The organism is Pantoea coffeiphila, from assembly GCF_016909495.1.
Classification (GTDB): Bacteria; Pseudomonadota; Gammaproteobacteria; order Enterobacterales; family Enterobacteriaceae; genus Erwinia; species Erwinia coffeiphila.
Window position 1 is genome coordinate 111,388 of record NZ_JAFBFW010000007.1, and the last position, 13,065, is coordinate 124,452.

12 protein-coding genes are annotated in these 13,065 nt (G+C 60.0%); 9 read left to right on the forward strand and 3 right to left on the reverse strand.

The genetic code is table 11. The annotated features are described in order from the left end of the window. Positions 1-680 precede the first annotated feature (680 nt). Genes JOE09_RS21315 through JOE09_RS21335 form a run of 5 tightly spaced genes read left to right on the forward strand, consistent with a single transcriptional unit; the run spans position 681 to position 5,680 of the window. Positions 681-1,715 (forward strand): ATP-NAD kinase family protein, encoded by a 1,035-nt coding sequence (locus JOE09_RS21315; RefSeq protein WP_205067219.1) that lies wholly within the window; start codon positions 681-683, stop codon positions 1,713-1,715. A 41-nt stretch (positions 1,716-1,756) separates the two neighbouring features. Further along, positions 1,757-2,755, forward strand: coding sequence for a thiamine pyrophosphate-dependent dehydrogenase E1 component subunit alpha (locus JOE09_RS21320; RefSeq protein ID WP_205067220.1), 999 nt, complete (start codon positions 1,757-1,759; stop codon positions 2,753-2,755). Between the two features lie 10 nt (positions 2,756-2,765). Further along, entirely contained in the window at positions 2,766-3,785 is a 1,020-nt protein-coding gene (locus JOE09_RS21325; RefSeq protein ID WP_205067221.1) for an alpha-ketoacid dehydrogenase subunit beta, read from the forward strand. Then, on the forward strand, positions 3,785-4,897 hold the full coding sequence (locus JOE09_RS21330; protein ID WP_205067222.1) for an acetoin dehydrogenase dihydrolipoyllysine-residue acetyltransferase subunit: 1,113 nt from the start codon (positions 3,785-3,787) through the stop codon (positions 4,895-4,897). Before JOE09_RS21325 ends, JOE09_RS21330 begins: the two co-directional genes overlap by 1 nt. Positions 4,898-4,906: 9 nt before the next feature. Next, positions 4,907-5,680: a lipoyl protein ligase domain-containing protein gene (locus tag JOE09_RS21335; protein WP_205067223.1), complete on the forward strand. Its 774-nt coding sequence runs from the start codon at positions 4,907-4,909 to the stop codon at positions 5,678-5,680. Positions 5,681-6,516: 836 nt separating this feature from the next. Here the strand turns inward: JOE09_RS21335 and JOE09_RS21340 are convergent. After that, a complete protein-coding gene (locus tag JOE09_RS21340) occupies positions 6,517-7,572 on the reverse strand; it encodes a 2,3-butanediol dehydrogenase (protein ID WP_200544325.1) in 1,056 nt (351 codons plus the stop codon). A 272-nt stretch (positions 7,573-7,844) separates the two neighbouring features. Between JOE09_RS21340 and JOE09_RS21345 the strand changes: the two genes are divergently transcribed. Further along, complete coding sequence (locus JOE09_RS21345; RefSeq protein ID WP_205067224.1) at positions 7,845-8,042, forward strand: hypothetical protein; 198 nt, start codon at positions 7,845-7,847, stop codon at positions 8,040-8,042. On the opposite strand, the gene JOE09_RS21350 is transcribed toward JOE09_RS21345, so the two are convergent. Both JOE09_RS21350 and JOE09_RS21355 read right to left on the reverse strand, forming a co-directional pair. Beyond that, positions 8,020-9,477 carry an AMP nucleosidase gene (locus JOE09_RS21350; protein ID WP_200559795.1) on the reverse strand — a complete coding sequence of 486 codons (1,458 nt, stop codon included), beginning with the start codon at positions 9,475-9,477 and terminating at the stop codon, positions 8,020-8,022. The genes JOE09_RS21345 and JOE09_RS21350 overlap by 23 nt on opposite strands. An 89-nt stretch (positions 9,478-9,566) precedes the next feature. Beyond that, on the reverse strand, positions 9,567-10,757 hold the full coding sequence (locus JOE09_RS21355; RefSeq protein WP_205067225.1) for a LacI family DNA-binding transcriptional regulator: 1,191 nt from the start codon (positions 10,755-10,757) through the stop codon (positions 9,567-9,569). A 229-nt stretch (positions 10,758-10,986) separates the two neighbouring features. Here JOE09_RS21355 and JOE09_RS21360 point away from each other — a divergent pair, with 229 nt between their 5' ends. Genes JOE09_RS21360 through JOE09_RS21370 form a run of 3 tightly spaced genes read left to right on the forward strand, consistent with a single transcriptional unit; the run spans position 10,987 to position 13,009 of the window. After that, positions 10,987-11,430, forward strand: a complete 444-nt coding sequence (locus tag JOE09_RS21360; RefSeq protein WP_105591548.1) for a PTS sugar transporter subunit IIA — start codon at positions 10,987-10,989, stop codon at positions 11,428-11,430. Positions 11,431-11,449: 19 nt separating this feature from the next. Continuing rightward, complete coding sequence (locus JOE09_RS21365; RefSeq protein WP_105591549.1) at positions 11,450-11,737, forward strand: PTS sugar transporter subunit IIB; 288 nt, start codon at positions 11,450-11,452, stop codon at positions 11,735-11,737. Between the two features lie 12 nt (positions 11,738-11,749). Continuing rightward, complete coding sequence (locus JOE09_RS21370; protein ID WP_105591550.1) at positions 11,750-13,009, forward strand: PTS ascorbate transporter subunit IIC; 1,260 nt, start codon at positions 11,750-11,752, stop codon at positions 13,007-13,009. The last annotated feature ends 56 nt before the right edge of the window (positions 13,010-13,065 follow it).

Consider the following 13,065-nt stretch of genomic DNA (forward strand, 5'->3'; position numbering starts at 1 on the left):
TGACTTGGTGACTTGGTGACTTGGTGACTTAGTGACTGCGCTGACGGGGGCTGCCACGACTGGCGGGTCCTCGCGCCACGCGTGGCGTAGTGCCCTCACTGCGTTCGTCAGCCTGTCGGAGCGGCTCAGACGGCACATCCGTGTGCCGACCGAGCCTTGCGCCCGCGTCCTGCGGGCTTATCCTGGCTTCCTCTCTTCGTTCAGCGCTGTGGATTGCCAGTCGTGGCAGCCCCCGTCAGCGCCGTGATTGCAGAGCCGTGTTCAGGTAAAAGATATCCCTGCTATTGATTTGCGATATCGGATGCCAGCCAATGCTGTGCCAACCTAAGTTTGCGTCTGCTTCTTACGTTCGTACTCTGGCTTCCTTTTTTTTGTTCAGCACTCAAATTGCCAGACAGCAAAGCCAGCCTGCTCAATGGCCCTTTAAAAGCGACGAAAGAATCCAGAATGGAGCACAGCCAGGGCTGGGAACCAGTCACTGTTCCCACCGCGACAAATCCCATCACTTTACACCTGTCCACTCAACCACATACCGAACAGGTGACAGCTGTAACACTCCCCAGGCCGCGATCGCCTTCACCGTATTAATAACCACCTGAATCACAATGTTTTAACTTTTATTTTACATATATGGCACAACCCTTGCGTTATCTCTGCCAGTTGATTACGGAGATACGCAAATGATACACAGCCACGCGCCACGCCCCTGGGTCGGCATCATCGCTAACCCGGTATCCGCCCGCGACATCCGCCGTGTCGTCGGCCATGCCGGCACGCTGCCGCTGGCCGAACGCGTCAACCTGCTCCTACGCCTGATGGCCTCGCTGGCCGCCTGCGGCATCGGCGAAGTCCGCATGATGCCGGACCGTGAAGGACTGCGGGCACTGCTGCTGCGTGATCTGGCCCAGCGCCCGGACTGGCGACTGCCGCAGCTGGACTGGCTGCCCGGCACGGTCACCGCCACCGTGCAGGACACCTTCGAAGCGGCGAAATGGATGCAGCAGGCGGGCGCAGCCGCCATCGTCGTGCTCGGCGGTGACGGCACCCATCGCGCCGTGGCCCGCCACTGCGGCGAAGTGCCCATCGTCGGCCTCTCAACCGGCACCAATAACGCCTGGCCGGAAATGCGCGAACCGACGGTACTCGGCCTGGCGCTCGGGCTCTACGCCAGCGGCCGCATCCCGGTAGAAAAAGCGCTGGTGTGGAACAAATGGCTGGACATCGTTATTACCGAAGCCGATGGAACCCTGCGCCGCGATATCGCGCTGGTCGATGCCGCCATTACCGGCGAACAGTTTATCGGTGCGCGATCGATATGGAGTACCGGCGCCCTCTCCCAGCTGTTTCTCAGCTTCGCCGAACCGCAGGCAGTGGGGCTGTCGGCCATCGGCGGCCTGTTACAGCCCGTTGGCCGCCGCGAAAATGATGGCCTGCAAATCACCTTTGGGTCCGGCGGCTGCCGTCTGCTGGCCCCCGTCGCGCCCGGTGTCCTCAGCGAAGTCGACATCGCCCACTGGCAGCCCCTGCAGCACGGCGTACCGCAATCAACGCTGCTGCGGCAGGGAGTGATCGCCGTTGACGGTGAGCGCGAACTCAGCTTCAACCCGACGCAGCGCGTCATCATCTCCCTGCGCGAGCGCGCCTTCCGCTCGCTCGATATCAATGCCTGCCTGCACTACGCCGCCCAGGCTCAATTACTGCGTCACGGTGCCTGACCGGCCGCGATGCGTATCCACCCGACCATCTGGAGAACACTATGAACACCAGAGAAGCAAGCAATCCTGGCAGCCAGCTCAGCGCTGAGCAGCTGCTGAACGTTTATCGTCGTATGCGCACCATCCGCGATTTCGAAGAGCGCCTGCACGTCGACTTCTCGCGCGGCGACATTCCCGGCTTTGTCCACCTCTACGCCGGGGAAGAGGCCACCGCCGTTGGCATCCTCTCGCATCTGGGCGACGGCGATCGCATCGCCAGTACCCACCGCGGCCACGGGCATTGCATCGCCAAGGGCGTGGACGTCATTGCGATGATGAAGGAGATCTACGGTAAAACCGGCGGTGCCTGTAACGGCAAGGGCGGATCGATGCACATCGCCGATCTCAGCAAGGGGATGATGGGGGCCAACGGCATCCTCGGCGCGGGGGCACCGCTGGTCTGCGGCGCGGCGCTGGCGGCGAAGTTTCGCGGCAAGGGCGAAATTGGCATCACCTTCGCCGGAGACGGTGCGGCCAACCAGGGCACCTTCCTCGAAAGCCTGAACCTGGCGGCGGTGTGGAATCTGCCGGTGATCTTCGTGATTGAAAACAACGGTTATGCGGAGGCGACTTCGCGCAGTTATGCCACGGCGGTGGACAGCTACGTTGACCGCGCGGCGGGCTTCGGGCTGCCGGGTGTGACCGTTGACGGCACCGATTTCTTTGCGGTGTATGAAACCGCCGGAGAGCTGATCCGCCGCGCGCGGGAAGGCGGCGGACCGGCGCTGCTGGAGTGCAAAATGGTCCGTTTCTACGGCCACTTTGAAGGTGATGCGCAGACCTATCGCGGGCGCGACGAGCTGGAGTCTATCCGCGCGAATCAGGACTGCCTCAAGCTGTTTCGCGCGCAGGTGGAGGGCGCTGGTGTGGTCAGTGCGGCGGCGTTTAACGATGTTGACCGCGAGGTGGCCGCGCTGATTGAGCAGGCGGTTCAGGAAGCGAAAGCGGCACCGGAACCGGATGCCGACGACCTGTTATCCGATGTCTATGTAAGCTACTGAGGGTTCTATCATGGCGCGTAAATTAAGCATGAAAATGGCGATCAACGAAGCGATCGATCAGGAAATGGCTCGCGACCCGAGCGTGATTATGCTGGGTGAGGATATTGTCGGCGGCATGGGCGGCGACGGCGAAAAAGATGCCTGGGGCGGCGTGCTGGGGGTAACCAAGGGGTTGTATGCCAAGCACGGCGACCGGCTGCTGGATACGCCGCTGTCGGAATCGGCCTATGTGGGCGCGGCGGTGGGTGCGGCGGCCTGCGGCATGCGTCCTATTGCCGAGCTGATGTTTATCGATTTTATGGGCGTCTGCTTTGACCAGATCTTCAACCAGGCGGCCAAGTTCCGCTATATGTTCGGCGGCAAGGCCGAAACCCCGGTAGTGATCCGCGCAATGGTCGGGGCCGGATTCCGCGCTGCCGCCCAGCACTCGCAGATGCTGACGCCGATCTTTACCCATATTCCCGGCCTGAAAGTGGTCTGCCCGAGCACGCCCTATGACACCAAAGGCATGCTGATTCAGGCCATTCGCGATAACGATCCGGTGATCTTCTGCGAGCATAAAAACCTGTACGGGCTGGAAGGCGACGTGCCGGAAAAACCCTATGCCATTCCGTTTGGCGAAGCCAGCATCGTGCGCGACGGCAGCGACGTATCGATTATCACCTACGGCCTGATGGTGCACCGTGCGCTGGATGCGGCGCAGCAGCTGGCGAAGCAGGGCATCGACGTGGAAGTGGTGGATCTGCGGTCGCTGTCCCCGCTGGATGTCGATACGGTGATTGAAACGGTGGAAAACACCGGGCGGCTGGTGGTGGTGGATGAAGCCCATCCGCGCTGCAATATCGCCACCGATATTTCTGCGCTGGTGTGCCAGCAGGCATTTAGCGCATTGAAAGCGCCAATCGAGATGGTCTGCGCGCCGCATACCCCGGTGCCGTTCTCGCCTTCACTGGAGGATCGCTACATCCCCAGCGCCGAGCGGATTATTGAAGCGGTGAAACGCACCCTGGGCTACAGAGGAAAACAGTGATGAGCGAAACAACAATCACCCCGGTGGTGATGCCCAAGTGGGGGCTGTCGATGCGCGAAGGCACGGTTAACGAATGGCTGGTGGAGGTGGGCGATGAGATCGTCACCGGCATGCCGATTCTTAACGTGGAAACCGATAAAATCGCCAACGCGGTCGAGGCCACCGATGCCGGTATTCTACGGCGCAAAGTGGCGGAAGAGGGTGACGTGCTGCCGGTCAAGGCGCTGCTCGGCGTAATGGCACCGGAGGCGGTCAGCGATGCGCAGATCGACGCGTTTATTGCTGGCTGGGTGGTTCCGGCGACGGATGATGATGAAGACGAGCAGGTTTCATCCGACCGTTATATTGAGGTAAACGGCCTGCGGGTGCGCTACATCCGCCAGGGTGACGGCGATGATACGGTGCTGTTTATTCACGGCTTTGGCGGCGATCTGAATAACTGGCTGTTCAACCTCGATGCCTTCCCGGAATCGACGGTGGTGGCGCTGGATCTCCCCGCACACGGCCAGACGGAAACCCGGCTGACCGGCAGCAGCCTGAGCGATCTGGCGGCGTTTGTCGCTGACTTTATGCAGGCGCTGGACCTGCCTGCCGCACATCTGGTCGGGCATTCGCTCGGCGGTGCGATTGCCGCGCAGCTGGCGCTGGATGCGCCGCAGCGCGTGCGTTCGCTGTCGCTGATTGGCAGCGGCGGCTTTGGCGAAGAGGTCAATGAGGCCTACACTCAAGGCTTTATTGATGCCCAGTCGCGGCGCGATCTCAAACCGGTTGTGGAATTACTGTTTGCCGATACGGAATTAGTCAGTCGCCAGATGCTGGATGATTTGCTTAAATACAAGCGGCTTGATGGCGTCAGCGATTGTCTGCAACAGCTTCAGGACAGCCTGTTCTCGGGCGGGAAGCAGTCTTCACAGCCGGGTCAGCAGCTCAACGGCAGCGTGCCGCTGCTGCTGATATGGGGTGAAGACGATGCGATTATCCCGGCGCACCATGCCGATAATGCCCCAGCGGGCAGTCGGGTCGAGCGGATTAGCGGGGCCGGGCATATGCCGCAGATGGAGAAAGCGGCGGAGGTGAACCGGCTGTTACAGCAGCATACGGGTAGTGAATAAAGGTACCAGATGAAGGATGCTTCCCCGGCCGCCGATTGCGGCGGCTCGTTTTCTCTGCTTTCCCCACGGCTGATGTTCTGTGCCGATCCCACGCTGGCCGAGGCCGCGCTGTACGCCCGCGCTGCGGCTGGTGAAGCGGTGGCGCTGCTGTGGCATTCGCCGCCGTCGCTGGTCGTGCCGGGCAGCTATAAGCGCTTCGCCGGGTTGGATGAGGTGAGGGCGCAGTTTGCTGATGCCGGCTGCCCGGTGTTTTTGCGCAAGTCCGGCGGCGGGCTGGTGCCGCAGGGGCCGGGCATTATCAATATCAGTCTGGCCTACCCAATGTGGCGCACGCTGGGCGAGGCGGCGGAGGGGGTGTACGAACATCTCTGCGATATGCTGAGCGATGCGCTGCTGGATCTGGGTGTGCCGACAGGGTGGCAGGCGGTGGAGGGGTCGTTCTGCGACGGGCGGTACAATCTGGCCTGCGGCGAGGGCGATGCTGCTCGTAAGATTGCCGGTACGGCGCAGTACTGGCAGTCGGTGGCGAATCAGCCCGTCGACGGGCCGCGCTGTCATGTGGTGCTGGCGCATGCGGTGCTGCTGGTGGATGTGGATTTGGCGCAGGCGCATCAGTATGCCAATCGGTTTGAGGCGGCGCTGGGCAGCGGGCGTTTTTATCAGGCGTCGAAGACGGTGAGTGTGGCGCAGATGCTGTCGGATGCGGATATGTATTTGCGGGAGGAGATGGTGGATGCGCTGCTGGCGGCGATTGGTCGCGCGGGTGTTCCGCGGCAGCGATAGGGGTAATAATCGTTCGCTGGTTCGCTGGTTCGCTGGTGGAGCGGGGATCGCGCAGACCGGCGGGTCCCGCGGTCGGGCGGTCCTCGCGCCGCGTTGCGGTGCCTTCACTTCGTGCGTCAGCCTGTCGGACCGCCACAGACGGGCCGTCCTGGCCCGGCTGTGGCTTTCCCACGCGTCCGTGCGGGTGAATCCGGGCTTCCTTACTGCGTTCAGCGCTGTGGATTGCCCGATCGTGGTACCCGCCGATCTGCGCTTTGATGCCTGTGTCGCCTGTTCGAGGATAAAAGCTGAAAGAAGATGATCGGAATATGTGTGCTTTCTGCTTCGAAGAATTTCCGACGATCGTTGAACGTAACGTTACGAATTGAGCGTTGCAAGCAAACGAATCGGGTTTGTACCGTAATACAGCGAGCAATGTGCCAAAAGGGATGCAGTCTGTACGGTTGGCGGGTAATCCGCAGCGCTGAGGCGAAAGCAGCAGGCCAGGAGACGCCAGCAGGACGCTGGCGTCAGGCGGAGTCGGTACAGGGAAGTACCGTCTTCGCCGGTCCGACCGGCCGGATGCTGTAGCTGAAGGCACCACGCAACGCGTGGCGCGAGGACCGGCCGCCAGCCGCACAGACTGCCTCCCGAACCGCAGCCTCACCGCGAATCCCACCCGGCATCCAGCCACACGGACTGCCTCCCGACCAGCAATATCAACGCGAATCCCACACGGCCGCCAGCCACACAGACTGCCTCCCCACCCACAGCCTTACCACATAAAAAAAGCCACCGTCGCAATGACAGTGGCTTTATCAGCTCTTCAACCCACCAAACGGTGGACTAACAAAAACTTACTGCGGTGGACGCACCAGAATCTTAACCTGCTGCTTCTCTTTCACCAGCGCATCAAAACCTTGCTCAACCAGATCGGCCAAATCAATACGCTTGGTTACCAGCTTGTCCGCCTGGAAATAACCCTGAGTCATCAGATCCATCACCGCCGGGAAAATATGACGGTAGGCGATAATGCCCTTAATGTTGCGCTCGGCCAGCACCACCTTGTTCGGATGGAATGACGCTTCGCCTTCCCAGATAGACACAATAATGGTTTCGCCTTCGTAGCGGGTGCTGTCGATACACTGCTTCAGCACCACCGGCACGCCGGTCACTTCGAACGACACGTCCACGCCGCCGTTGGTCAGCTCGCGAATACGCGCAACCGCATCTTCTTTGCTCGGATCGATAACCAGACGTGCGCCCAGCTCGCGCGCTTTCTCTGAACGCTGCGGCGACAGCTCAACCACATAGATCTCTGCCGCACCGGCAGCGCGCAGCGCTTCGATCACCAGCAGGCCAATCGGACCCGCGCCGAACACCACCGCTTTATCACCGGCTTTCAGCTTGCTCATGCGCACCGCGTGCAGCGCAACGGCCGCAGGCTCAACCAGCGCACCCTGCTCGTAGGAAAGGGCGTCTGGCATACGGTGAACCATGTGCTCAGCAACCACGGTGAAGGAGGAGAAACCGCCGCCGCCGCCGGACAGGCCGTGGAAGCCCAAATCGCCACACAGGTTGTATTTGCCTTCGCGGCAGGCTTCGCACTCCTGGCAGGAGAGGATCGGCTCAACCACCACGCGGTCACCGGCTTTGAATTTGGTAACGCCGCTGCCCACTTCCACCACTTCACCCGAAAATTCATGGCCCATCACGATAGGTGCGATATCGCCGCTGATTTTATGCGGCTTTTCTACCGGCACAAAAATCGGTCCGGCAAGATATTCGTGCAGATCGCTGCCGCAGATCCCGGTCCACGCGACTTTGATTTTTACCTTCCCTGCGGAAACCGTCGGTTCCTCAATATCATCAATACGAATGTCGCGAGCCTGATACCAACGTGCTGCTTTCATAGTTATTCCCCTGAGATTGGCTTTAAACCTGTCCATTGCCGTGGTGTCAGCAGGGCCGGAGCAGGTACTCGCGCTGGAGAATGCGAAAGGCGTGCCAGAAATTTATAAAACAATAAAAATCATAAAATTCATTATCTTATTAACGCCGCTATGGCGTGGAAGGGTGTGACAGAGTGGACGGGTGTAACAGGTGCACCGTTACAGGTGTAACGCGCGCGCGAAGGAAAAACCGTAGGCGCGTTGAAAAGTCGTGGGACCATCTTGAATGGCGGATGGCGGATGGCGGATGGCGGATGGCGGATGGCGGATGGCGGATGGCGGATGGCGGATGGCGGATTCAGATGAGGGAATCTGAACATGTGGGAAGCCGGGTAAAAGTGTTGAAGGCGGAAGAGCACGTTTCACTCTCCGGCCTTCAACCGTACCCGACGGATGCCCGGCTAACGCTTAACGGAACGGCGGTTCGTTAAAGGTACGCAACTTGCGTGAGTGCAGGCGATCGCCTTCGGCGCGCAGCAGATCGATCGCGCGGATACCGATTTGCAGATGCTCGGAAATCGCCCCTTCATAGAAGCGGTTCGCCTGGCCCGGCAGCTTAATCTCCCCGTGCAGCGGCTTATCCGAGACGCACAGCAGCGTGCCGTACGGCACGCGGAAGCGATAGCCCTGTGCGGCAATGGTCGCGCTCTCCATATCCACCGCCACCGCGCGGCTGAGGTTAAAGCGCAGCGCGGAGGCTGAATAGCGCAGCTCCCAGTTGCGATCGTCGGTGGTCACCACCGTACCGGTACGCAGCCGCTGCTTGACCTCTTCGCCCGGCATGCCGCTGACCAGCTTGGTGGCGTCGTACAGCGCGCGCTGCACTTCGGCAATGCTCGGGATCGGGATATCCGGCGGCAGCACCGCGTCCAGCACGTGATCGTCGCGCAGATAGGCGTGCGCCAGCACGTAGTCGCCGATGGTCTGGCTTTCGCGCAGCCCGCCGCAGTGGCCAATCATCAGCCAGGCGTGCGGACGCAGAACCGCCAGGTGATCGCAGATGGTTTTGGCATTCGACGGGCCAACGCCGATATTCACCAGGGTGATCCCCTGGCCGTTTTTGGCGATCAGATGCCAGGCGGGCATCTGGTGCTTCTTCCACGCCAGATCGGAAACGGTCTGCTCCGGGTGCGGCGTATCGTGGGTGATGGTGATGCCACCGGCGCAGGACAGCGCCTGATACGGCGATTCGGGATCGGCGATCTGCTCGCAGGCCCACAGCACGAACTCATCGACGTAGCGGGTGTAGTTGGTAAACAGCACGTAGGGCTGGAAATCTTCGACCGGCGTGCCGGTGTAGTGGCGCAGACGCGCCAGCGAAAAGTCGGTACGCAGCGCATCGAAGTGCGACAGCGGGAAGGTTTCACCCACAGCCAGCAGGCCGTCGGCGTTTTCATCGCCAATCTGCGACAGTTCGGTGGTCGGGAAGTGCTGGGCAATGCCCGCGCTCATGCTGCGGTCCAGCGCCAGGCCGGAGCCGTCAATCACGTAAGGGAAGGGGATCTCCTGCTGCGACGGCAGTACCTCAATGGAGACGCTGTATTCGCTGCTCAGCAGTTCCAGCTGCTCGCTCAGATAGTGGCGCGCCAGCGCCGGGCGGGTGACGGTGGTACTGTAGCATCCGGCGCGGGTAAAGCGGCCAAAGGCGCGAGTCAGACGCTGGCTGGGGGCCACGCCGTCCCAGCTGACGCGCAGCTGTGGATAAACAAACAGCCCGCTGGCGCGGGCTGCGGCGTCCGGCAGGCTGCCGTCGGCAATAAAGGCGGTAATGGCGTCGCGCAGGGCGGCGACGGCGGCATCGTACTGCGCTTCCAGCTTGTCCAGCGCTTCGGTAACCGACAGCGACTGGTTCTGAGAATAAGTCATTCAATCTCCTTACATCGTTTTCCCGTATTGCCAACAGCCTAACTGAAGATAACGACAAAAGGAGGGGATGCCGGAATTATTTATTGCGCTCAGCTGCTGTCACCCGGCTCGAAGGCGAATTTAATCTGCTCTTCCAGCGGCTGCGGCGCATCGTCGAGCATCGCCATCAGCCGCTGGCCCACCTGCTGGCCCAGTTTTTCATAGTTCAGCCGCATCGAGGTCAGCGACGGGAAGGTGTGATCGCAGTCGGTCGATCCGTCCAGGCAGGCCACCGCCATATCGTAAGGCACCTTCAGCAGCCGCCGCTGGCATTCGGCCAGCACGCCGATGGCGATCTCTTCGTGGCTGCAAATAATCGCGTCCAGATCCGGCTGGTTTTGCAGCAGCTGACCGAGCGCAAAGCGGCCAAACTGCAGGCTCGGTGCATCCGGCACGGTGATCATCAGGTCGGCGTTCTGATAGTGCGCCAGCATCGCCCTGTGCCAGCCGTTCAGCTGCTGCTTATGCAGGCGGTTATCGGTCTGCGCGCCGATAAAGGCAATGCGGCGATAGCCTTTTTCCAGCAGCGTGCGGGTCAGCCGTTCGGCGGCGTCGCTGAAGGCAATATTCAGCGTCAGATCGGCGGAAAACTGCCCGGCTCCGCAGACGTTGACCGTCACCACTTCCGACGACTCCAGCATCTCGCAGGTTTTCGGTGACAGCTGGGCGGCGAACAGCACCAGCGCGGAAGGGCGGTGCTGCAGCAGTTTTTCCACCAGCGGCGTTTCGCCGTACTGATGATATTCGTGGCAGGCCATGATCAGCTGAAACGGCTGATTGCTGAGGGTGTGCTGTAGCGCCTGCACGAAGCGGGTGCTGGCACGATCGTGCTGAAAAGGATAGAGCACCGCCACGGTATGCGACTGCTGGGAAGCCAGCGCGGCGGCGGCCTGGTTGGTTACGTAGCCCAGTTCGCGCACCGCCTGTTCCACTTTCCTCAAGGAGGCTTCAGAGACCTGCGACGGGTCACGCAGCGCGCGCGATGCGGTCATCTGCCCAACCCCGGCGTGGCGGGCCACGTCCTGTAGGGTGACGCGCTGCTGCGGGCTGGCAGCAAGCTCGGCGGCGGGCGCGCTGGCTTCATAACCCAGTGCGCGGGCGGCTTTTTCAACTTCACTGCGGACTTTGTCTGACACCAGCTCCGGCGTGCGCATCACTCGCGACACCGTCATAACGCCAACGCCAACATAGTCAGCAACATCCTGTAGCGTCACGCGACCACTACTACGACGCTTTCGCATCCTGGTTCTCCTGAACGCTCTGTTACGCGGCGCTGCCGCGCAATGATTTACCCTGCTGACAGTGTGCCGTTCCGGATAAAAGACAACAACTGGTTAACCAGCAAATGATATGCCGATCACAGTTACTGATAGCTTTAACAGTTAGCGTTAACTTTTTAGATCTCTATCACATTATTTCGGGCGGTTCGACACTACTCTGCTCGGGCGAAAAGAGAGAGGTGACCGATAAATGTTGAAAGAACTCCTGACTGCTGACGTTGTGCAGATTGTACCAGCCTGTGAAGACTGGCGTCACGCAGTTGCGCTGTCCTGCCAGCCATTACGTGACAACGGTACGATCGAAGCCCGCTATGTTGAGGCTATCTACCGTTCGCATGAAGCGATTGGCCCGTACTATGTCGTTGGCCCCGGTATTGCAATGCCCCACGCTCGCCCGGAAGAAGGCGCGAATAAACTGGGCATCAGCCTGACGCTGGTGCAGCAGGGCGTGAACTTTGATTCCGAGGGCAATGACCCGGTGAAGCTGCTGTTTGTACTGGCGGCGACCGACAGCAACAGCCATATCGGCATTATCACCGCGCTCGCCGGGCTGTTTGACACGCCTGAAGATACCGACGCGCTGATGGCTGCCACCAGCGTTGAACAGATTTTATCCATTATTTCACGTTATTAAACGACCAGAGGAACAACAAATGAAAATTACCGTGGTATGCGGCAATGGCCTTGGCACCAGCCTGATGATGGAAATGAGCATTAAAAATATCGTGAAGGATCTGGGCGTTGCGGCGGAAGTCGATCACGTGGACCTGGGTTCGGCAAAAGGCACCGCCAGCGATATCTTTGTTGGCACCAGCGATATTGCTGAGCAGCTGATTGCACAGCAGGTGGGCGGCAAAATCGTCTCTCTGCAAAACATGGTAGACAAAGCGGCGATGAAAGAGCGTATCTCCGCCGCGCTGTCGGAACTCGGCGCGTTATAATCAGGAGCCATAATGGAATTCTTCCGTTTCTTAATGAGTGACGTGCTCTCCGAGCCGTCAATACTGGTTGGCCTGATTGCGCTGATTGGTTTGGTTGCACAGAAGAAACCCGCAACTGAAGTGATCAAGGGAACGGTGAAAACCGTGATGGGCTTCCTGATCCTCGGTGCCGGTGCCGGGCTGATTGTTTCTTCGCTGGGCGATTTTGCGGCGATCTTCCATCACGCCTTCGGTATTCCGGGCGTGGTGCCGAACAACGAAGCGATCGTGGCCGTGGCGCAGAAAAGCTTCGGTACAGAGATGGCGATGATTATGTTCTTCGCCATGGTGATTAACATCGCGATTGCCCGCTTTACGCCGTGGAAATATATCTTCCTGACCGGTCACCACACGCTGTTTATGTCGATGATGGTGGCAGTGATCCTGTCTACCGCCGGAATGCGCGGTGCCAGCCTGATTGCGGTCGGTTCGCTGGTGGTGGGCGTTTCGATGGTGTTCTTCCCGGCGATTATTCATCCGTATATGAAAAAAGTCACCGGTTCGGACGATGTTGCTTTCGGCCACTTCTCCTCAATCTCCCAGCTGCTGTCCGCGTTTATCGGCAGCAAGTTCGGTAATAAAGAGAAGTCCACCGAGGACATGCAGGTCCCGAAAAGCCTGCTGTTCCTGCGCGACACCCCGGTTGCTATTGCCTTCACCATGTTCTTTATCTTTATTTTCACCTGTCTGGTGGCCGGTCCGTCGGCGGTGAAAGAGATGAACGCCGGGGGTAAAAACTGGTTCATGTTCTCCCTGATGCAGTCGATTACCTTCGCCGCCGGTGTGTATATCGTTCTGCAGGGCGTGCGTATGGTGATTGCCGAGATCGTTCCGGCGTTCAAAGGCATCTCCGACAAGCTGGTGCCGAACGCCAAACCGGCGCTCGACTGCCCGGTCGTGTTCCCTTACGCGCCAAACGCGGTGCTGGTTGGCTTCCTCAGCAGCTTCGTGGCCGGGGTACTGGGCATGTTCCTGCTGTATGCGCTGAACATGACGGTGATTATTCCGGGCGTGGTGCCGCACTTCTTCGTTGGTGCAGCAGCGGGCGTGTTCGGTAACGCCACCGGCGGTCGTCGTGGTGCAATCCTCGGTGCCTTCACTAACGGTCTGCTGATCACCTTTATCCCGGTGTTCCTGCTGCCGGTACTGGGCAGCATCGGCCTGGCCAACACCACCTTCAGCGACTCTGACTTTGGTGCGGTTGGTATCCTGCTGGGACTGATTGTGCGCTAATCGCTATCAGTGCCAGACTGACCGAAAAAGAGGCGAAGTTATCTTCGCCTCTTTTT

What these genes read in the sequence shown, in the direction of transcription:
- JOE09_RS21355 (WP_205067225.1), bottom strand. Translation starts at nt 10,757, where the DNA reads ATGCGAAAGCGTCGTAGTAGTGGTCGCGTGACGCTACAGGATGTTGCT.
- JOE09_RS21360 (WP_105591548.1), top strand. Translation starts at nt 10,987, where the DNA reads ATGTTGAAAGAACTCCTGACTGCTGACGTTGTGCAGATTGTACCAGCC.
- JOE09_RS21330 (WP_205067222.1), top strand. Translation starts at nt 3,785, where the DNA reads ATGAGCGAAACAACAATCACCCCGGTGGTGATGCCCAAGTGGGGGCTG.
- JOE09_RS21370 (WP_105591550.1), top strand. Translation starts at nt 11,750, where the DNA reads ATGGAATTCTTCCGTTTCTTAATGAGTGACGTGCTCTCCGAGCCGTCA.
- JOE09_RS21345 (WP_205067224.1), top strand. Translation starts at nt 7,845, where the DNA reads ATGGCGGATGGCGGATGGCGGATGGCGGATGGCGGATGGCGGATGGCG.
- JOE09_RS21340 (WP_200544325.1), bottom strand. Translation starts at nt 7,572, where the DNA reads ATGAAAGCAGCACGTTGGTATCAGGCTCGCGACATTCGTATTGATGAT.
- JOE09_RS21335 (WP_205067223.1), top strand. Translation starts at nt 4,907, where the DNA reads ATGAAGGATGCTTCCCCGGCCGCCGATTGCGGCGGCTCGTTTTCTCTG.
- JOE09_RS21350 (WP_200559795.1), bottom strand. Translation starts at nt 9,477, where the DNA reads ATGACTTATTCTCAGAACCAGTCGCTGTCGGTTACCGAAGCGCTGGAC.
- JOE09_RS21320 (WP_205067220.1), top strand. Translation starts at nt 1,757, where the DNA reads ATGAACACCAGAGAAGCAAGCAATCCTGGCAGCCAGCTCAGCGCTGAG.
- JOE09_RS21325 (WP_205067221.1), top strand. Translation starts at nt 2,766, where the DNA reads ATGGCGCGTAAATTAAGCATGAAAATGGCGATCAACGAAGCGATCGAT.
- JOE09_RS21315 (WP_205067219.1), top strand. Translation starts at nt 681, where the DNA reads ATGATACACAGCCACGCGCCACGCCCCTGGGTCGGCATCATCGCTAAC.
- JOE09_RS21365 (WP_105591549.1), top strand. Translation starts at nt 11,450, where the DNA reads ATGAAAATTACCGTGGTATGCGGCAATGGCCTTGGCACCAGCCTGATG.